The 18,673-nt window shown below is 72.6% G+C and carries 21 protein-coding genes; 12 read left to right on the forward strand and 9 right to left on the reverse strand.

Features of this window, described 5'->3' with window-relative positions:
* Positions 1-274 precede the first annotated feature (274 nt).
* The 4 genes from ACZ3UD_RS33325 (at position 275) to ACZ3UD_RS33340 (ending at position 3,539) form a co-directional block, all read left to right on the forward strand.
* Positions 275-985 carry a transposase gene (locus ACZ3UD_RS33325; RefSeq protein ID WP_465596308.1) on the forward strand — a complete coding sequence of 237 codons (711 nt, stop codon included), beginning with the start codon at positions 275-277 and terminating at the stop codon, positions 983-985.
* A gap of 535 nt (positions 986-1,520) precedes the next feature.
* Entirely contained in the window at positions 1,521-1,679 is a 159-nt protein-coding gene (locus tag ACZ3UD_RS33330) for a hypothetical protein (protein WP_465596311.1), read from the forward strand.
* The gene (locus ACZ3UD_RS33335; protein WP_465596314.1) at positions 1,658-1,915 is read left to right on the forward strand and encodes a hypothetical protein; all 258 of its coding nucleotides are present in this window, start codon (positions 1,658-1,660) and stop codon (positions 1,913-1,915) included. Before ACZ3UD_RS33330 ends, ACZ3UD_RS33335 begins: the two co-directional genes overlap by 22 nt.
* Positions 1,916-1,982: 67 nt before the next feature.
* A complete protein-coding gene (locus ACZ3UD_RS33340) occupies positions 1,983-3,539 on the forward strand; it encodes a hypothetical protein (protein ID WP_465596317.1) in 1,557 nt (518 codons plus the stop codon).
* Between the two features lie 75 nt (positions 3,540-3,614).
* Here the strand turns inward: ACZ3UD_RS33340 and ACZ3UD_RS33345 are convergent, their stop codons facing one another.
* The gene (locus ACZ3UD_RS33345; RefSeq protein WP_465596320.1) at positions 3,615-4,844 is read right to left on the reverse strand and encodes a serine hydrolase domain-containing protein; all 1,230 of its coding nucleotides are present in this window, start codon (positions 4,842-4,844) and stop codon (positions 3,615-3,617) included.
* Positions 4,845-5,077: 233 nt separating this feature from the next.
* On the opposite strand from ACZ3UD_RS33345, the gene ACZ3UD_RS33350 reads away from it, so the two are divergent.
* Entirely contained in the window at positions 5,078-5,809 is a 732-nt protein-coding gene (locus ACZ3UD_RS33350; RefSeq protein ID WP_465596323.1) for a GbsR/MarR family transcriptional regulator, read from the forward strand.
* On the opposite strand, the gene ACZ3UD_RS33355 is transcribed toward ACZ3UD_RS33350, so the two are convergent.
* Together ACZ3UD_RS33355 and ACZ3UD_RS33360 are read right to left on the reverse strand one after the other, a co-directional pair.
* Positions 5,810-6,112 (reverse strand): hypothetical protein, encoded by a 303-nt coding sequence (locus ACZ3UD_RS33355; protein ID WP_465596326.1) that lies wholly within the window; start codon positions 6,110-6,112, stop codon positions 5,810-5,812.
* A 216-nt stretch (positions 6,113-6,328) separates the two neighbouring features.
* Positions 6,329-6,796 carry a hypothetical protein gene (locus tag ACZ3UD_RS33360; protein ID WP_465596329.1) on the reverse strand — a complete coding sequence of 156 codons (468 nt, stop codon included), beginning with the start codon at positions 6,794-6,796 and terminating at the stop codon, positions 6,329-6,331.
* A gap of 368 nt (positions 6,797-7,164) precedes the next feature.
* On the opposite strand from ACZ3UD_RS33360, the gene ACZ3UD_RS33365 reads away from it, so the two are divergent.
* From ACZ3UD_RS33365 to ACZ3UD_RS33375, 3 genes are all read left to right on the forward strand, one after another.
* Positions 7,165-7,854, forward strand: coding sequence for an alpha/beta fold hydrolase (locus tag ACZ3UD_RS33365; RefSeq protein WP_465596332.1), 690 nt, complete (start codon positions 7,165-7,167; stop codon positions 7,852-7,854).
* 147 nt (positions 7,855-8,001) lie between these two features.
* Positions 8,002-8,148 (forward strand): DUF397 domain-containing protein, encoded by a 147-nt coding sequence (locus ACZ3UD_RS33370; protein ID WP_465596421.1) that lies wholly within the window; start codon positions 8,002-8,004, stop codon positions 8,146-8,148.
* A gap of 24 nt (positions 8,149-8,172) precedes the next feature.
* The gene (locus tag ACZ3UD_RS33375; protein ID WP_465596335.1) at positions 8,173-8,934 is read left to right on the forward strand and encodes a serine hydrolase; all 762 of its coding nucleotides are present in this window, start codon (positions 8,173-8,175) and stop codon (positions 8,932-8,934) included.
* Here ACZ3UD_RS33375 and ACZ3UD_RS33380 read toward each other — a convergent pair.
* The 6 genes from ACZ3UD_RS33380 to ACZ3UD_RS33405 all read right to left on the reverse strand — a co-directional run bounded on the left by ACZ3UD_RS33380 (position 8,921) and on the right by ACZ3UD_RS33405 (position 14,856).
* Positions 8,921-9,367, reverse strand: a complete 447-nt coding sequence (locus ACZ3UD_RS33380; protein ID WP_465596338.1) for a VOC family protein — start codon at positions 9,365-9,367, stop codon at positions 8,921-8,923. The genes ACZ3UD_RS33375 and ACZ3UD_RS33380 overlap by 14 nt on opposite strands.
* 61 nt (positions 9,368-9,428) lie before the next feature.
* On the reverse strand, positions 9,429-10,562 hold the full coding sequence (locus ACZ3UD_RS33385) for an FAD-dependent monooxygenase (RefSeq protein ID WP_465596341.1): 1,134 nt from the start codon (positions 10,560-10,562) through the stop codon (positions 9,429-9,431).
* Between the two features lie 18 nt (positions 10,563-10,580).
* Positions 10,581-11,183, reverse strand: coding sequence for a GTP-binding protein (locus ACZ3UD_RS33390; RefSeq protein WP_465596344.1), 603 nt, complete (start codon positions 11,181-11,183; stop codon positions 10,581-10,583).
* 2 nt (positions 11,184-11,185) lie between these two features.
* Positions 11,186-11,551, reverse strand: a complete 366-nt coding sequence (locus tag ACZ3UD_RS33395) for a DUF742 domain-containing protein (protein ID WP_465596424.1) — start codon at positions 11,549-11,551, stop codon at positions 11,186-11,188.
* Positions 11,552-11,656: 105 nt separating this feature from the next.
* A complete protein-coding gene (locus ACZ3UD_RS33400; RefSeq protein WP_465596347.1) occupies positions 11,657-12,103 on the reverse strand; it encodes a roadblock/LC7 domain-containing protein in 447 nt (148 codons plus the stop codon).
* Positions 12,100-14,856, reverse strand: a complete 2,757-nt coding sequence (locus ACZ3UD_RS33405) for a sensor histidine kinase (RefSeq protein WP_465596350.1) — start codon at positions 14,854-14,856, stop codon at positions 12,100-12,102. The genes ACZ3UD_RS33400 and ACZ3UD_RS33405 overlap by 4 nt, the downstream gene beginning before the upstream one ends.
* Before the next feature lie 456 nt (positions 14,857-15,312).
* On the opposite strand from ACZ3UD_RS33405, the gene ACZ3UD_RS33410 reads away from it, so the two are divergent.
* From ACZ3UD_RS33410 to ACZ3UD_RS33425, 4 genes are all read left to right on the forward strand, one after another.
* Positions 15,313-15,798 carry a YbaK/EbsC family protein gene (locus ACZ3UD_RS33410; RefSeq protein ID WP_465596353.1) on the forward strand — a complete coding sequence of 162 codons (486 nt, stop codon included), beginning with the start codon at positions 15,313-15,315 and terminating at the stop codon, positions 15,796-15,798.
* Positions 15,799-15,838: 40 nt separating this feature from the next.
* Positions 15,839-16,093, forward strand: a complete 255-nt coding sequence (locus ACZ3UD_RS33415) for a DUF1330 domain-containing protein (protein WP_465596427.1) — start codon at positions 15,839-15,841, stop codon at positions 16,091-16,093.
* A 167-nt stretch (positions 16,094-16,260) separates the two neighbouring features.
* Positions 16,261-17,469, forward strand: coding sequence for a hypothetical protein (locus ACZ3UD_RS33420; protein WP_465596356.1), 1,209 nt, complete (start codon positions 16,261-16,263; stop codon positions 17,467-17,469).
* Between the two features lie 248 nt (positions 17,470-17,717).
* Entirely contained in the window at positions 17,718-18,476 is a 759-nt protein-coding gene (locus ACZ3UD_RS33425) for an alpha/beta fold hydrolase (RefSeq protein WP_465596359.1), read from the forward strand.
* Positions 18,477-18,673 lie beyond the last annotated feature (197 nt).

Genomic DNA, 18,673 nt, shown 5'->3' on the forward strand with positions numbered 1-18,673 from the left:
AGGGCGGGCTGTGCCGCTGTACGGGGGGCAGTGCGCGCTGGTCGGCGCGGTGGTTGGCGGTATCGATGCGGTATTGACGGGGGATCGACGCGGTATCGACGGGGCGGATCGGCGTACAGGCCACCGGCGTCCGGCGTTGTCCGCGACGGACGGTGTCGGTGTGCCGTGGGTGCGTATAGTCGAGAATGCCGCATCTCCCAGCATTCTGCCGCTTCAGCACGAGGTCAAGCCGGTGGACGACGCAGCCGACAGCGCACAGGGCGTACGAACGGATGTGAGCTCCCGAAGTCACGCCGTGGTGCGCAACGACGACGGTCAGTACGCGATCTGGCCCGGGGACGCCGTCCACGTCGCGGTCCTGACCGCGCTCAAGAGCCTCGCCCGGCGCGTCAAGGAACTCACCGCCGAGCACGAGGCCCTCACGAAGGCCCTCGACGCCGAGGTCACCGCCCACAACCCCGGCCTGCGGGCCGCCTACGGCGTCGGTCCCGACACCGCCGCCCAGCTGCTGGTCACGGCCGGAGGCAACCCCGAACGCATGCGCACCGAGGCGGCCTTCGCCGCGCTCTGTGGGGCCGCACCGGTCCCCGCCTCCAGCGGCAGGACCAACCGGCACCGCCTCTCACGAGGCGGCGACAGGGCCGCCAACGCCGCCCTCTACCGGATAGCCCTCTGCCGGATGTCCAGCGACCGGCGCACCCGCGACTACGTCGTGCGCCAGACCGAGGCCGGGCGGACGAAGAAGGAGATCATCCGGCTCCTGAAACGGGCCATCGCCCGGGAGATCTTCCGCTGCCTGACCACGACCGTCGCAGTCCCGGGCATCGCCGACCTACGGCCTCTGCGACAGGCCAAGAACATCACCCTCACCGCCGTGGCCGGGCACTTCGGAGTCTGGCCCGCCACCATCTCCACCCTCGAACGCGGAATCCGCCGAGACGACGACCTCGCCAACGCCTACCGCGAATGGCTCACCGCCGCTTGACAGCCCATAGGAGCATCAACGGCCCCCGTCCAAACCTCCGAAGAGCGCTCCGCCGCTTCGCGACTCCGATCCAAGGACCCTCCCGTACCCTCAGGGCGGGGCCCCCGTCTCCCCTGGCTGAAGCCAGGGCATCCCGGGAGAACAAAGGTGACCGCCTTCGACCCGCTCGCTGCTCGATCGGCCGCCCGACTGGCCTCCCGACTCGGCTCCCAACTGGCCTCTGGGGACGGGCCGGTGGCCTTCGGCGGCACGCTCGGGCCGGGGGAGCTGCTGGCGGCGTACCGGTGCGGGCTGTTCCCGCTGCCGGCGGCGGACGTGTACACCAGCGCGTACAACGAGGCGATGTACGGGGACGCGGTCGAGTCCGGCGAGGTGCCGGTGCTCCCGGGCGGGGAGGACCCGTACGCGCTGGCGTGGTGGTCGCCGGACCCGCGGCCGGTGCTGCGCCCGGACTCGGTACGGCTGCCGCGCCGGCTCGCCCGGCGGCTGCGGGGCGCGGTGCGGTGGTCGCACGGCCGACCGGGCCTTCGGCGCGGTGCTCGACGCCTGCGCCGACAGGCGTCAACCATCATGGCTCACAGTGGAGTTGATCGCGGCACTGACGGAGCTGAACGTGCAGGGCGCGGCGCACAGCGTGGAGGTGTGGGAGGGGGATGAGCTGGTCGGCGGTGGGTGGCCGTCGGGTCGGTGCTGAGCCTGGACTCGATGTTCCACCGTCGCCCGGACGCCGCCCGGGTCGCGGTGGCCGACCTCGGGGTCCGGTTCGGGGCTGCGGGCGGGCGGCTGCTGGACGCCCAGTGGGACGGGCCGTACGTCCGCAGTCTCGGGGCGGTACCGATGGAGCGCTCCCGGTACCTCGCCGAGCTGGCCGGGGCCGTTTCGACGGGCCCGCTGAGGGGCGATCGACTGCCCGTCGCGCGGCTGGTCTGACCTACGCTTTCGCGGCGCCTTGGCCTGTCTTCGACAAAATTATTCCTCGTCAGTAACATTGCGCTGCGTGTTCAAACCCTCGATAGGCAGGGCCGCGCCCGCCGCCCTGCTCACCCTCATCCTCGCCGGGACGGCCGCGTGCGGGCCGACCAGCCCCGGCAGCAGCCCGCAGGCCGCCGTCGAACCGGCCGCCGCCACCTCCAGCACCGCCGCCGACACCGGCGCGGCCGCCGCCGGGGGCAGCCCGGCCGCCGCCGCAGCGGCCGGTGGCACCCCGCGCGCCCGCGCCGGAGCACCGGCCTCGGCCTCGGCCCGTCCGTCCGCGGGCACCGCGCAGGTCACCACCGCGCCGGCCGGCGACACGCAGGCCGCGATCGGCAGCCCCGGCAAGGACGGCGGCGCGGTCACGGCCGCGACCAAGGCCCTCCAGCTCACCGCCTACGACCCGGGGAAGGGCACGGCCGTCCTGACGGCCTCGGGCCCGACGGCCTCCCCGACGGCCTCGCCCTCGGCCGCTCCCTCGGCGTCCGCCACCGCGGCTCCCAGCGCCAGTGCCGCCGCCGCGGCCGCCGCCGTCCAGCCCGGCCAGCTGATCGCCAGCCCGCCCACCGCCGCCGCGCCACAGGGCGCGCTGGTCGCCGTCACCGGCGTCAACCAGGGCGCGGGCAACACCCTCAACCTGACCACCCGCCCGGCCACCCTCTCCGAACTCCTCGGCGGTACCGAGGCGGACGGCCAGATCCCGGTCGACCCGCACGGCATCACGGTCACGCCGCTGGTCAAGGACCTCAAGGCGACCGTCGGCGCCGACCTGGGCGGTGTGAAGGCGGACGCCTCCGGCACCCTGGAGGTCAACGTCAAGGCCCCCGTGCCGCTGCCCGAGGGCGCGAGCCTGGACGCCTCCGGCTCCCTCCAACTGCACCCGGCCGTCCACTTCGCCTACCACGGCGCGCAGGCCACCAGCCCGCGCACCGCGTCCATCGGCTTCGACCTGGGCGCCCACGCGCAGTGGAAGGTCACCGGCGACGTCGCCCGCAACACCGGCGCCGCGCCGATCCGGGTGCCCTTCGCCAAGCTGCAGGCCAGCCCGGTGCTGACCGTCGCGGGCCTGCCCGTGGTGGTCAACCTCGGCCTCACCTGCTACCTGGAGGTCAGCGCCGACGGCCAGGTCCACCTGGAGACCGAGCAGGACGCCGCCGGCACCTGGACCGTCCGCGCCGACTACACCGGCGGCAAGGGTTGGACCTCGTCCACCAACGCCGACACCAGGGTCTCCCCGGTCCACGTCCGCCTCAACGGCAAGGCCGCCGTCCGAGCCGCTCTCGGCGCCGAGGTCAGCGTCGGCCTGTACGACACCGTCGGCGTCGAGGCCACCGTCGCCCCCTACCTGAGCGCCAAGGCCGAGGGCTCCCTCGCCGTCGACCTCCCCGGCAACGGTCCGCAGGTCCAGGGCAGTTGGGCCCTGGTCGGCGGCATCGACCTGAACGGCGCACTGACCGCCCACCTGAAGATCTTCGGCACCCCGATCATCGAGGGCAAGCTGCCGCTGCCGCCGTTCCACACGGAAGCCCCCGTCCCCACGGGCGCGGGGCCCCCCCCGACCCCGCGCCCCAGCCCACCCTAATCGTTAACCCGCGCCGGAGGCGTGGGTAGGCCGCCGGCCCGACTCCCCACTCCTCTCGTTTTCACGGGGGCGGTGTCAGTCCTCGATCGCCTGGTAGACCGTGGTCCAGAAGTCGTGGATCAGCCGCGCCGAGTGCGGGACGGACATCCCGACCTGGGTGAGCACCATGCCGACGAGCCCGTTCTCCGGGTCGGCGTAAGTCGAGGTGCCGCTCCCGCCGTCCCAGCCGAACTGGCCGACGGGCGCGTAGTCGCCGCGGTAGGTGCGTACCGTCATCCCGAAGCCCCAACCGCCCTGCTGGCCCTGGCCGTACGAGAGATGGACGTACTCGCGGGCCAGGGCGGCGCGGGCGGCGGTCAGCTCGGGCGTGAGGCGGTTGGTGGTCATCAGCTCGACGGCGGGCCGCGACAGGATCCGCCCGCTCTCGTGCATGCCGTGGTTCAGCAGCATCCGGAAGTAGGCGTGGTAGTCATCGACGGTGGAGACCAGCCCACCGCCGCCGCCCGGGAACGCCGGGGGCCTGCTCCAGAGTCCGTCCGCGGGCTCGTCCCCGACGGTGAAGGCCCCGGTCTGCGGGTCGGGGGCGTAGAGGGGAGGCAGCCGGTCGATCTTCTCGGCGGGCACGTGGAAGCCGGTGTCCTTCATCCCCAGCGGCTCGAAGACCCGCTCGCGCAGGAAGGTCTCGAACGGTCGGCCCGTGACCCTCGCGACGAGCACGCCGAGGAGGTCGCTGGCGATGTGGTACTGCCAGAACTCCCCGGGCTGGTGCGACAGCGGAAGCGTGCCGAGACGGCGCATCCACTCGTCCGGCTCGGGCATCGGCGTCGGCAGATTGGGCGTCAGCCCCTGTTCGAAGACCGCGTTCATGATCGGGGTGCCCAGCGCCGTGATGTCCATGCCGAGCCCGAAGGTGCTGGTCAGCACGTCCCGTACGGTGATCGGCCGTTTCGCCGGCACGGTGTCGTCCAGCGGGCCGTCGATCCGCTTCAGCACCCGCCGGTCGGCGAGCTCCGGCAGCCACTGCTCCACCAGGTCGTCCAGCCGCAGCCCGCATTCGTCCAGCAGGACCATCGCGGCCGCTACCGAGACCGGCTTGGACGTCGAGGCCATCCGGAAGATCGTGTCCCGGCGCATCGGTGCGCCACCGTCGTGGCTCATCGTCCCGATTGCTTCGACGTACGTCTCGTCGCCCCTGCTGACGAGGGCGACGACCCCGGGGATCCTCCCGGAGTCGACGTGTCGCGTCAGCACGTCGCGCACCTTGCGCAGTCCTGCTTCCGAGAAGCCGCCGTTGCTCTTTCCCATCATGGATCTCCCCCTGTGTGAGTGTTCGGCAATCGCTGAACGCTGGAGAAGCTACATTGCGTTTATGAATCCGTCAATGTGTGGCTAGTGCTTCTATGGCCTGTCAACTAAGGAGACTTGGCCTTCTATTGCAATGAGTATGGCGCTGAATGCAATGGTCGATCGAAGCTCATGTTGCAATGAGACGCGAGTGAACGCATACTGCGAAGACCGACAGGGAGGGGTGAGTGCCGATGCCCGGAGGCAGACTCACCGGTGAGGACCGCCGGCTCATCGCCGAGGGACTGGCCGAGGGGCTCGGCTACACCGAGATCGGCCGACGCCTGGGGCGGCCCGCCTCGACCGTCATGCGGGAGGTCACCCGCAACGGCGGGCCCGAGGAGTACCGGGCGAACCGGGCGCAGGAAGCCACGCGGCAACGCGCGCGCCGCCGGAGGCAGGACCGGCCTCCGGCGTCGACCGTTCCCGCCGGCGGCGACGGGCGGGACCCCCAACAGGTCCAGGAGTTCATGGAGTTCTTCACGGTCCTCGTCGAACAGCAGGGGCTGCCCAGGATGGCGGCCAGGGTGCTGATGTGCCTGTGCATCACCGACTCCGGCACCCTCACCGCGGCCGACCTGGTCCAGCGCCTCCAGGTCAGCCCGGCGTCCGTCTCACAGGCCGTCAACGTCCTGGAACAGCAGGGAATCGTCCGGCGCGAGCGGGCACCCGGCGAGCGCCGCGAGCGCTACGTCATCGACGACGACGTCTGGCTCCGCTCCACCCTCGCCGCGCTGCGGATGAACGACGCGCTGATCGCCGCATCGCGGCGCGGGGCGGAGATCCTCGGCGCCACCACCCCGGCCGGTGCCCGCTTCGAATCCTCCGCGGAGTTCCTCCTCACCATGAGCGAGGCCCTCCAGCAGGTGATGGACCGGTGGCGGCAGCGGGTGGCCGGGCGGGAGCAGGGCGCTGCGCCCTCCTGATCACCCGCCCGGTCCGGACCCGCCGTCGCGGGTCGGCCGGTCCACTGGCCCGGCGAGCGCTCGACGCTTCCCCCGGGCCCGAACGGCGGCGGCGAGGGCGAGGGTGATGGGGGCGATTCCCGAGGCGGCCAGCACCTGTCGGGGCCCGATCGCGGCGGTGAGGGGGCCGCCGAGGGCGGTGCCCGTGGGCGCGGCAGTGAGAAGGGCGGCGCTTCGGGTGGCCAGGACGGTGGTCAGCCAGGCTGCCGGGGTGCGGTCCTGGAACAGGGTGAACGACAGCGTGGTGAAGGGTCCGTAGATCATGCCGCCCACTGCGAAGCAGGTGACGGAGACGGATGTCGGCACCCCCAGGCCGAAAGGCACGAGGGCCAGACCCCAGCCGGCGACGATGCGGCCCAAGCACGCTTGAGGTCAAGCGACTTCCGCGTGGCAGCGGACCGGGTCAATGGAGAGGAGTGGGAAGTCGGTGTGGCCGACTTCCCACTCCTCAGTCGTTACGCCTCATGGATTGACACTTGATCAGCAGGTCTCGGCCATGACGAGGATTCCGCCGACGGCTGCGATTCCGCCGAGAATGCCGTCGACAATTACACCTGCCAGGATGGAGAACGCGCCGATGGCGCACATTGTGCCGTCGTTCTCGTCAGCGGGAGACTTCAAGCGCGTGATCCGGTTCTGAAGAAGCGGAACGACGCCGCCGTCGGCCTTCACCAGCGCGTCGATGGACGTCTGCACGGCGAGTGGGGTGAATCCGTTCACCGCCTGCCTGAGCGTGTCGGCTCCGAGCCGGTCGATGAAGCCGAGCGCGAAGTCCACGTCGAGCTGACCTCTGGCCTGTGCGCTCCTGTCGAGCAGACGTTGCCTCGCGGCCTCGTCCGGCGGACCCTCTAGGAGGGCCGCCTCGGCGGTGAGGGCGTTCAGCGCGTCCTGGAGCATCTTCGTCCAGCGTTGGCGCTCGTCGTCCGTGAGCGGCGGATTGCTCGTCATTCTCTCCTCCATGGGTAGCGGATCCGGGCTGCCCGGGCGCTGCACCCCGACAGCCGGCCTCTACGCAGCACCGCTGCCGACGCTAACCACCGCCCGCCCAGACCACCTGCCGGCGGGACCCGTGCGAGTGACGCGCGGAGCCCGTTCAGGGTGTGGACGCGGCGTGAAGGGCATCCGTGGTTCGGAGAGTCCCCTTCCGGGTCGCGCGCCCTCCGAAAGGGCGAGCCACTTCGTCTTCTGAGCCGGCCGAGCGGCTGAGGAGTGGGAAGTCGGCGGATCCGACTTCCCACTCCGCGTCTTCCTGGGCGCTGGCCGGGTTCGGTCGCCTAGCCTGCCTGATGGACCAACGACCTTGAGGGGACTGGCCGGTGGCGACCTACGTACTGATCCATGGCGGGGCTGCTGACTCCTGGTGCTGGGGGCCGCTGGCCGCCGAGTTGCGCGACCGGGGCCACGAGGTGGTCGCGCCCGACCTGCCGTGCGACGACGAATCGGCCGGGCTCGCGGAGTACGCGGACGCGGTGGTCGAGGCGATCGGCGATCGCGGTGAACTCGTCGTCGTTGCCCACTCGTTCGGCGGATTCACCGGCCCCCTGGTGTGCGACCGGGTGCCGGCGGACCTGCTGGTGATGCTCCAGGCCCAGGTGCCGGCCCCGGGCGAGTCGCCGGCCGAGTGGTGGGACAACACGGGGTACGGGCCGGCGCGGCGGGAAGCCGATCTGCGCAGGGGAATCACGGAAGGCACCGAGGAGGACCCCCTCTCGCTCTTCCTGCACGACACTCCGGCCGCCCTGGCCGCCGAGTTGCTGGCCGAGCACCAGCGGCAGCAGGCGGCGACGCCGTTCGGGGAGCCGTGGCGCTTGGAGGCGTGGCCGAAGGTGCCTACCAGGTTCCTGATGTCGGCCGGGGACCGCTTCTTCCCTCCGGAGTTCATGCGGAGGGTGGTCGTCGAACGGCTCGGCTTCCAGCCGGATGAGATGCCCGGCGATCACCTCCCGATGCTCGGCCACCCGAAGGAACTGGCCGAGCGCCTGGAGGCGTACCGCGCCGCGTTGTGAGCGGCCCGGCGGGTGCGGTCGGGCTCGCGGCGGCAGAGCTCTGCGGGCGTCCGGATCAGCTATGCGCCGGTCGGGCGGTGCGGCGGCGGCGTCGGGCGTAGGCGGCCGTGATGACGGCGAGTAGCGGCCCCACAGCAGGAGCGGCGCATAGCAAGCGGTCAGTGCGTCGAGGTCGCCGAAACCCCTGGCGTTGTCCACGTGCGTGACTCCAAGGACAAGAGCGGCCCCCAACTCTCGTTCGACCTCGCTGCCTGGGAGGCGTTCGTGTCGTTCGCCGCAAAGACCGAGGTCTGACCGGATCTCCTCTATCCTGCCGCCATGTTGTCCGTGGTGGTGGCCCCCTGGGCCAGCAATGCCGAGCCGGTGTTCACGTATGCGCCGGACGAACTGCACGATGCTGCAAGCACGATGAAGATCGCGGTGCTCGCCGCACTCACCCGCAGTGGGGCGAACCTCGATGCCGAGGTGCCGGTCGTCAACCATTTCGAGTCCGTCGTGGGTGGGGAGTTCAGCAACGATCCGGAGTGGGACAGCGATCCGCTGCCCTGGGAGCTCCTCGGCACCCATGTCCCACTCCGCCTGCTCGCCGAGCGGATGATCACCCACTCCTCGAACCTCGCCACCAACCTCTGCCTGGCCCGCACCGACCAGCGAGCCGTCGCCGAGGTCTGGCGCCAGGCGGGAGCCACCCGCAGCGCGAGCCCGCGCGGGATCGAGGACTACGCGGCGCGCAACGCGGGTGTGCACAACCAAGTCAGCGCCCGCGATCTCGTTCGACTCCTGCACTCGCTCGCGGACGAGCCGGAGCTCCTCGCCCTGCTGGAGCGCAACGACTTCCGGGTGGACCTCGCCGCCGGGTTGCCGCCGGGCACCCGAATCGCGTTCAAGAACGGCTGGATCCCCGGTGCCCGGCACTGTGTCGGGCTGGTCCACCCGTACGACTGCCCGCCGTACCTGATCGCGGTCTGCTACACCGGCCCGCTCGCCTCCGGAGCGGACCGGGGCGACCCGGCGGCCCGCCTGCTGGCCCGCGTCTCGGCGGCGGTGTGGAAGCGCCGCAAGGAGATCACTCCTCGCTGATCGCGGGCATCGCTGCGCCGTCTGGGTTCCAGGCGGCCAGGAAGTCCGACTGCCGCGCCAGGTCCACGAGTTCGACCTGCGCGCCGATGCTGTCCAGCCGGTGGTAGACGAAGGGGCGACCGTATGGGCAGCCCGAGAACGCCTCCGGGAACCCGGCTGCGTCGAGCCGAGCCGCGCCCGCCGTGACGTCCGAGGACCAGAAACCCAGGTGATGGAAGCGGGCCCCCGAGGCGTCACCCCAGGGCCCGCCCGCCGGCGCCTCGATCAGCTCGATGTACGGGGCGTCCCCGGCGGTGAACACGATTCGGTAGTCCCACTCGCCGATCCGCCCGGCCACCGGCTCGCGCCAATCCACCCCCGCCGCAGTGGTGAGGTCGGCCATGGCGGCCGAGAGGTCCGGGACAGTGAAGCAGACGTGGTAGAAGGCGGTCATGATCGTCAGCCTGCAACGCGGTCCCGCGCGGGCACAACCCCGCGCGGGACCGGATACCGCCTCAGTACGGCTTGACCAGGACGTGGGCCGCGCCCGGGATGCCGACCCTCAGCAGCTCGTCCTCCTCGGCCGTCGTCTCCGTCCCCGTCTCCTGCTTGAGGATCGCCCGGGACATCGCCTGCACCCACATGGCGCGCGGCCGACGCCGCTCCTCCCACGCCGCGAGTGCGGCCGGGACGTCGGCGGCGGCCTCCAGGCTCTCGGCCAGCACCAGGGCGTCCTCGACGGCCATCGCGGCGCCCTGGGCGAGGTGCGGGGTGGAGGCATGGGCGGCGTCGCCGGCCAGGGCGATCCGGCCGACGTGCCAGGGTTCCTCGACGGTGACCTGGGAGATCCGCGAGTAGACGACCGCCTCCGGGTCGGTGACCTCGGCGAGGGCCTCGGCGATCGGGCCGCTGAAACCGGCCAGCCGCTCCCGCAGCTGCTCATGGGCGGTCGACGGATCCGGGCGGAAGTCCTCGGCCTCGGCGAACACCGCGCCCAGGTACATGAGTTCGTCGCTGATCGGGGTGAGCAGCGCCTTGGCCTTGAGGTTGCCGGCCGACATCACCACGCCCTGGACCTCGGGCGAACGGGGCAGCGTGACACGCCAGTTGGCGAAGCCGGTGTACTCGGGGGCGTACTTCTCCCCGTAGAGGTGCCTGCGCAGCGGCGAGCCGATGCCGTCGAAGCCGACGACCAGGTCGTAGCGGCCGCCGTGCCCGTCGGTGAGGGTGACGGCGACTCCCGCGCCGTCGTCCTTCACCGAAGCGATCGTCGTCCCGAAGCGGACGACGGCGCCCGCGGAGGTCGCGGCAGCGGCGAGCACCCGTGCCAGGGCGGGGCGCGGGATGCCGTTGTTGGAGGGGGCGTCGCCCATCCGGGGCTGGGGGATACGGGCGAGGGTGGCGCCGGCCGGGTCGCAGATGGTCAGCACCTCCCACTCGAAGCCGACGGCCAGGCACTCGTCCAGCACGCCGATCTCGCGCATCACGTGCAGGGCGTTGGAGGGCTGGATGATGCCGACGCCGAGCGCCTCCAACTGGTCGCGCAGTTCGGCGACCTCGACGTGGTGGCCGCGGCGGGCGAGGGCGGTGGCGAGGGTGAGGCCGCCGATGCCGCCGCCGTGGACGAGGACGCGCAGGGGTGTGGTCACGAGGGGCTCCAAAACGGCTCAGCCGACGGGGGCGACGGCGGCGAGGTCCATCAGGTGGTCGACCAGGGCGAGCAGCAGGTCGCGGCCGAAGGCGCGCTCGCGGACGTCGCCGATCAGCATCGGGACCTGCGGGTCGAGGTCGAGCGCGGCCCGGATCTCGTCCGGGGTGCGGGTGTTGTGGTTGTGGAAGCAGTTGATCGCGACCACGAACGGGATGCCCCGGCTCTCGAAGAAGTCGATGGACGCGAAGCTGGTCTCCAGCCGCCGGGTGTCGGCGATGACGATCCCGCCGAGGGCGCCGTTGACCAGGTCGTTCCACATGAACCAGAAACGTTCCTGCCCGGGCGTGCCGAACAGGTAGACCACCAGCTCGGGGCTGACGGTGATCCGGCCGAAGTCCAGGGCGACGGTGGTGGTGTCCTTCTGGTCGACGCCGGCCAGGTCGTCCACGCCGACGCTGGCCGTGGTCAGGTACTCCTCGGTGCGCAGCGGGGTGACCTCGCTGACCGAACCGACCAGGGTGGTCTTGCCGACGCCGAAGCCGCCCGCGATCAGGATCTTGACGGCGGCCGGGGCGGCGGCGAGTCCGTCAACGGAACCGCTGGAATGGGGTGTTGCCATGTTCAGAGTCTCCGGAGTCCTTCGCGTACGGCCGTGAGCAGGCCGAGGTCCACGCCCCCGGCGGCGCGGGCCACCGAGAGCGGTGCCCGGGCCTTCAGCAGGCCCTGGGCGACCAGGTCGCCCAGCAGGATCTTGGTGACCGAGACCGGGAGGTCCAGGTCGGCCGCCACCTCGGCGACGGCTGCCGGGCGCCGGCAGCGGTCGAGGATCAGCCGGTGCTCGGGCTGGAGGCCGCGGGCACCGGCGCGGCTGCCCCGCGCCAGGGCCGCGTCGGCCTCCTCGTCGATCGTGGTGAGCACGGTGATCAGGGTGAGGTCGTCGCGCTCGGGCGCGGTCCGGCCGCGGGTGATGGTGTACGGGCGCACCATGACGCCCGTCTCGTCCTCCGCCTCCGGCTCCTCCAGCTCGCTCCAGTGCGGCACCCGGCCGCGCGCCCAGCCGGCCCCCGGCTCGCTGTACGGGCCCACCCGGCGTCAGCCCCGGTTCCGGCTGGCGGAGACGTCGAACGACGCCGGCGCGGCCTCGGCCCGGTTCGGGGTGGTGAGCTTCTGGCCGACCTGCTGCACCAGGGTGTGCATCGCGACGGACATCACCTCGGCGTCCACCTCCTGGGCGGCGACCACGGCCAGGTGGGTGCCCTGGGCGGCGGCGATGACGAACAGCCAGCACTCGGCGAGCTCGACGATCACCTGGTGCACCGGCCCGCCGTCGAAGAGCTGGCCGACGCCCCGGGCGAGCGACTGCTGGCCGGTGGCGACGGCGGCCAGGCGCTCGGCGTCGGCCCGCTCGATGGTGCGGGAGTGGCTGACCACGAGGCCGTCGTCGGAGAGCAGGACGGCGTTGCGGGTCCCGGGCACCGAGTCGACGAGTCCGTCCAGCAGCCAGTCCAGGTCCTGGTGGGTGGCGATCGTGCGGTTCATGGCCTGTCATCCGTTCGTGTGGTTCGGGGTTCCGCGGCCGACAGGGCCCAGGGGGACGCGGCGGACGCGGAGGCGGGGGGACCGGCGGGCGTGCTGGGGGGAGCCGGCGGGGTGGCGGCGGCCCGGGGCAGCGGGTGTTCGCCGCTGTCCTGGGCCCGGGCGGCGCGGGACTGGCGCTGGAAGGCGCCGATGGTCGCGCCGGAGCGGCGGACCGGACGCCCGGAGCGGTCCGGCCGGTCCGGCTGGTCGGATCGGCCGGGCTGGTCGAGCCGGTGGAACGGGCCGCCGACGGGCTGCCCGCCGTCCGGCTGCCCGTCGGCCGGATCGACCCACTGCTGCCGGGTCGGCGGCGGCACCCGCAGCTCGGCGGCCAGGCTGGCCTGGCGGACCCGCTGCGGCAGCGGGGGCTGCCCGCCCTCGACCGGGCTCACCGGCACGGTGGAGGGGTACTCGCGGGGCTGCCGCCGCTCGGCCAGCCGGTAGTGGTCGGCCGGGCGGTACTGCTCGTCGGCGTACGGGGCCTCGGCCTCGGTGACCCGGGCGTAGGCGATGTCCGGGTAGGCGGGGGCGTCGTGCGCGGGCGGGGTGTCGTGCGCGGCCTGGGCCTGGGCCTGGGCCTGGTACGCCGGGGACGGGTCGGCGGGGGAGCTGTGCTCGATGGGCTGCTCGTTCGCCTGCTCCTGCTGCGCCGCCTGTCCCCGCACCGCCTGCTGCTGGAAGGCGGTCTCCTGGAACGTCGGCTCCTGGAACGCGGGCGCGACCGCCGCGACGGGCCCGAAGGAGTCCACCGGGGCGACCGGCGGCCCCACCGGTACGGCGGGCTGCGGCGGCTCGTCGGAGGCGGAGCGCACCGCCCGGCGGGAGCGCCGGACCAGCGGGATCGGCTCGGCGGGCGCGGTGTCCGGCAGCAGCCCGGCGTCGCCGTCGATGACCAGTTCGTCCGGGACGAGCACGACCACCCGGGTGCCGCCGAAGGCCGACGGCCGGAACTCGATCTTCAGCCCGGTCAGCGTGGCGAGGCGGGCGACCACGTAGAAGCCGAGCCGGATGTCGTCGGCGCGGGCCAGCACGTCGGTGCGCGGCGGGCGGCTCATCAGCTCGTTGGCCGCGTCGTACTGCTCCGGGTCCATGCCCAGGCCCCGGTCCTCGATCTCGACCGCGAGTCCGCGTCCGACCGTGGCGGCCCGGACCTCGACCGGGGTGGGCGGCTTGGAGAAGGTGGTGGCGTTCTCCATCAGCTCGGCCAGCACGTGCGCGACCGGCCCGACGGCCCGCTCGGAGAGCCACGGGTGGCCCTCGACGTCGATCATGATCCGGCGGTAGTCCTGCACCTCGCCCTGGGCGGAGCGCAGCACGTCCAGCAGCGGGACGGGCTTGCGCCAGCGCCGCTGCGGCTGGCCGCCGGCCATGATGACGAGGTTCTCCTCGTAGCGGCGCAGGCGGGCGGTGAGGTGGTCGAGGTCGAACAGGCCCTCCAGGACGTCCGGGTCCTCGTGCTTGCGCTCCAGCTCGTCCAGCTTGCGCAGCTGGCGCCCGATCAGCAGCTGGGTGCGGCGGGCGATGCGCTGGAGGAGTCGCTCGAAGCCACGGTGCTGCTCGGCCTGCCGGACGGCGGCCTCCAGCGCGGCGGAGCGGGCCAGGTTGAGCGCCTGACCGAGGCGGGCGAGCTCGTCCGCACCGTTGCCGTGCGCCCCGGTGGTGACGGCGCGGGTCTCGGCCTCGACGTCGACCCGCTCGCCGCGGCCGAGGCGGTCGACCACCTCGGGCAGGGTGCGTTCCATCTCCTCGGCCTGGGTCTGCACCTCCTTGATCCGGCGGCGCAGCGAGCGGCTGATCCGCCAGGAGGCGATGACGACGGCGACCACGGTGATCAGGCCGATGACGGTGGTGAGCACGACCCGGGTGAGCAGGTCGAGGATGGTGCCCTTGCCGACCGCGACGATGGCGCTGGTGCGGGCCTCGATGGCCTTGACGAGCTGCGGGTTGAGCTGGTCGACGGCCTGGCGCCACTGGTCCTGGGCGGGCGGCAGTCTGACGGTGCCGTTGGAGTCGGCGGCGGTCGGCTTGGTGAGCTGCTGCTCGACGGCGGTCTTGGCCTGCCAGGCCGGACCGTTCATCAGGTCGTGCCAGGCGCCGGCCTCGCCGGCCGGGATGTACGGGACGACCTGGACGGTGAACAGGTGCTCCTGGGTGCCGATCAGCTGCTGGACCTGCTGGTAGTCGGCGGTGCTGAGACGCCCGCCGGGCCAGCCCCGGGCCAGGATGGCGTCCTCGCGGGCCAGCATTTCCTTGGCCCAGAAGGAGTTGACCAGGGTCTTGGACACCCAGGTGACCTCGCCCGCGTCGACGTGGCTGAGCGCGGTGAACAGCCGCAGGTCGACGGAGATCAGGTCGGTGTAGTAGGCGAAGACCGTCTGCTGGTCGGCCGAGCCCTTGTCCACGGCGGCGCGCTCGTCGGCCAGCTTTCCCATCGCCTGCCGGGCCTCGGCGACGGCGGTGCGGACGTCCTCGGGGGCGTTGTCGGCGGTCTCGCCGGACAGCGCCTGGAACTGGCGCACCGCGTCGTCGGTCAACTGCCGCTGGTGGCGCAGTTGGTCGGTGTTGGCGCCCGGTCTGGCGAGCGCCTCGGCGCTGAGCCGGCGCTCCTCCTGGAGGTTGTAGTAGACGATGTTGGACGGCTGGCCGGCCTTCTGGGCCAGCATGCCCTGGGCGGCCTGGCGCTGGAAGTCGAAGACGGTCTCACCACTGGTCACCGCCCAGAGGGCGATCAGGGCCAGGCTGGGGACGACGGCCAGGACGAGCAGCGCCGCCCGCAGGGACAGGCGTGGCCGCCTGCGGGGGGCCTTCGGCGCCGGGGGTCGCCGATTCGCACGCGCGCGCAGAGCAGACTCCTTGGGGCTGGCGGCCGGCCGGTGAGTGGCGGGCCGTCCGGGCACGGGTTTTGACGAGGCGATACTAGTCATATCGTGTGATTGGAGTGAATGCCCGTTCGCTGCCTGAGCGGTGCTTGCTCACCAGTTGGGCACAATGTCACCCGCGCGTTGACCGTTTGTATTCGAAGCAGTCCGATCGGCAGTGCTCGACACAGTGTCAACGACGCTCGCTGACGCCGGATGGCCGTCGTGTGAAAACTGTGTGACGCCCCGTCCGGGGCGCCGCTGCTGCGGGCTGTGCTGCGGCCATTGGTTCGGGCGCGGCATGGTGTGGCGATGACCTCCTCCCTCCCTACCCGAAGCCTCGCGGTCGCCGAGGCGCTGGCGGCGGCCGGCGTTGCCGGTGAGATCGTCGTCCTGCCCGACTCCGCCCGGACGGCCGCCGAGGCCGCCGCCGCCCTCGGCTGTGAGGTCGGCGCGATCGCCAACAGCCTGGTGTTCAGCTGCGACGGCGAACCGCTGCTGGTGATGACCAGCGGCGCCCACCGGGTCGACACCGCCTATCTGGCCGCGCAGTTGGGCGCCTCCGAGATCAGTCGCGCCTCCGCCGCCCAGGTCCGCGAGGCCACCGGCCAGGCCATCGGCGGCGTCGCCCCCGCCGGCCACCCGGCGCCGCTGCGCACCGTCGTCGACACCGCGCTGCAGCGGTACGAGGTGCTGTGGGCGGCCGCCGGACACCCGCACACCGTCGTGCCGATGACGTACGGGGAACTGCTGCGGGTGACGGCCGGCACCCCGAGCGCCGTCGTGGCGGCGGACTGACGGACTGACGGACTGACACAGGAGGAGGGCGGCCCGTCGCCTGGACGCCTACCGCCAGGCCGCCGGCCCCGTCCTGCTCGGCCCGGACGCCGGCGAACTCCTCGCCAGCACCGACCGGACCGTCCACCTCCACGAGGGCGGCCGACCGTCCGGTGGCACCCACACCGTCGTGCTGCGCTTCGCCGACGCCGAACAGGCCCGCGCCGTCTACGAGTCCGAGGACTACCGGGCGCTGCTGGAGGAGCGCCTCGCGGCCACCGTCCCGCACACCGCGATGATCGTGCCCACCCTCTAGGCCGGACCTCGGCGGCGGCCGCCCGGGCCGAACCCGGCCTCGACGCCCCTGGATCCACCTCCCGGGGTGTCGAGCCGGTGAGGTCCACTGTCGTCGAATTGGCCGTTGAAAGATCCACCCCCCAGGGCCGATCGTTGATGCTTCGGGTACGTCAATGGGAGTGGCACATGGGCATATTCGGCCGGAAGAAGAACCAGCCATCGGCGGCCGGGCTCGACATCGGTGGCGGCACGCGCCTGCACATCGAGGCCTCGCCGGCGGAGATCAAGCGGATCGCCAAGGACATGCGACGCCGGGCCGAGGCCGGGGACGTCGAGGCGATGGGCCATCTGGCGCGGATCCTCGAATACCAGGGCAAGGTGGCGGAGGCCATGCTCTGGCACCGGCAGGCCGCCGTCGGCGGGGAGGTGGAATCGGCGGTCTGGCTCGCCGGCCGGCTGGTCGCCCAGGGGCAGCCCCAGCAGGCCGTCGAGTACCTGCGCATCGCCGTCCACGGCGGCTACCTCCCGGCCGCCTTCAACCTCGGCGCCCTGCTGCTCGCCCAGGACGAGCACAGCGAGGAGGGCGCCCGCTGGATGCTGCGGGCCGCCGAGTCGGGCCACCAGAAGGCGATCGAGTACCTGGGCCTCGACATGGCGAAGCTCCGTGCCGCACGGGCGTCCGTCGCGTCGGACGTGGCCAAGGCGGAGCGGGGCGACGCGGCCGCCGCGCACCGGGCGGCGATGAATCTGCTGGACCTCGCCGAGGGCGAGGAGACCGAGCGCTGGCTGGAGGTCGCCGCGAGGGGCGGGATCGCCGACGCCGCCTGGGAGTTGGCGCTGCGGCTGCGCGACCGGGGTGAGACCGGGCGGGCCCTGGAGCTGCTGGAGCAGGCCGGCCGGGGCGGCCGTGAGGGGGTCGCCAAGCTCGCCGGGCTCTGGCTGTACGAGGACGGCGACCCGGCGGGCGCGGTCCCGCTGCTGCGCCGGGCGGTGGAGGAGGGGGAGGAGCTGATCACCCCGATCCTCGGCGCCGCGCTCAGTGCCGCAGGCGACCTGGACGGCGCGGAGGCGGTGCTGCGCCCGGCCGCCGAGGCGGGCGACTGGCAGGCGCAGTTCAACCTGCTGTCCGTCCTCCAGCAGCAGGCGGCCCGTACCGGGGCTCAGCCGTCGCAGGAGATGTGGGACCTGCTCGGGCGGGCCTCACTCGGTGTGCACGCGGATGCGCAGGGACGGCTCGACGCCGGAAAGCCCGAGCAGGCCGCCGCGCTGCTGCGCGTGGCCGCCCGGGCCGGTGACCCGGCGGCGCAGCGGTCGCTGGCGAAGCTGCTGCTGGCGATGGACCCGAACGATCCCGAGGGGCGGGAGTGGCGGCGGCGCTCCGGCGGCCGGTCCTGACCGGCTGAATCGCTGCTCACCGGCCACCCTGGCGGCGGCTGCCGACAATCCGCTCAGCTGGTCGCGAAGGCGATGAACGCCCGCCAGGCGCGGACGGTTCGACGCTACGCGGCCCACCCCGAACGGCTCCGCCAGCAGAGTCGCCCTACCGACTTCCCACTCGCACGTCCGAGCAAGGGGAGTGCTCCCGCCGCCGCCGATCCGTAACCGCCTCGCGCCCGGCTGCCGCGCTCGTTACGATCCGCCGAATGATCATCTCTCATGACGTATCAGGAACCGGACCCGCCGTTGTCCTCCTGCACTCCTCGGTGTGCGACCGACGGATGTGGGACCCGCAGTGGCAGGCCCTGCTCGACGCCGGCCACCGGGTGGTCCGCTGCGACTTCCGCGGCTTCGGCGACACGCCCCTCGCCGATGCCCCCTACAGTGTCGCAGCCGACGTCCTGGCCCTGCTCGACCACCTCGACATCGAGACCACCGCCCTCATCGGCGCCTCCTACGGCGGCCGCATCGCCCTGACGGTCGCGGCCCTCCGCCCGACGGCGGTGACCGCGCTCGCCCTCCTCGGCGCGGCCAAGCCCGGACACGAGCCGACCGACACCCTCCTCGCCTTCGACGCCCAGGAGGAGGAACTGCTCACGACGGGCGACATCGAGGGCGCCGTCGAACTCAACGTCCGGACCTGGCTGGGCCCGGAGGCCGACGAGGCGACCCGCGCGCTGGTCCGCCGGATGCAGCGGCACAACTTCGAGGTGCAGCTGACGGCACAGGTCGGCCCGCAGAAGGAGGACGTCGACCTCACCCGCATCACCGCTCCCACCCTGGCCCTCTCCGGAGCCCACGACCTCCCCGACTTCCGCCAGATCGCCGCCTCCCTGCCGACCCTGCTGCCGAACGCCCGCCACCGCGAACTGCCCTGGGCCGGCCACCTCCCCAACCTTGAGCGCCCGGCCGAGGTGACGGCGCTGCTCACCGACTTCCTGCGGGAGTCGCTGGCAGGCCGGTAGGGGCGGGCCGGAGCAGGAAGTCGATCCGGCCGACTTCCTGCTCCGGACGCTCCGGAGGCTCCGGATACTTCGGCTGACGAGTCGGGGTGGGGCGTAGGGGCCTGCCGCTCGCGGCTACTTGAGGTCGGCGAGGAGTGCGCCGGGAATCTTGGCCAGAGCCTCGGAGTTGGTCACCGATTCGAGACCGGGCCTTCGGG

It is taken from the genome of Kitasatospora sp. NPDC023118, assembly GCF_055560875.1.